1 pseudogene is annotated in these 260 nt (G+C 60.0%); it reads left to right on the top strand.

The features are described 5' to 3' along the window. Positions 1–260: pseudogene (locus tag ACT3T6_RS17765) on the top strand (group II intron reverse transcriptase/maturase); the annotation flags it as partial.

Genomic DNA, 260 nt, shown 5'->3' with positions numbered 1-260 from the left:
AGCGAGCTTACCGTAAGGTGGTGGCCAACAAAGGCGCACCGGGTGTCGATGGCATGACGGTGCATCAGTTAGCTGACCATCTAAGGAAGTACTGGTCAACGCTGCGCGAGCGACTGTTGGCCGATGAGTATCACCCCAGCCAGATCCGAGCCGCCACTATCCCCAAACCTAAAGGGGGAGAGCGGCAACTCGGCATCCCCACGGTCACCGACCGGCTCATCCAGCAAGCACTGTCGCAGGTGCTGACGCCGATCTTCGAT

It is taken from the genome of Halomonas sp. 72, assembly GCF_052379785.1.
GTDB lineage: Bacteria > Pseudomonadota > Gammaproteobacteria > Pseudomonadales > Halomonadaceae > Vreelandella > Vreelandella citrativorans.
This window is presented reverse-complemented; position numbering and strand designations above follow the sequence as displayed.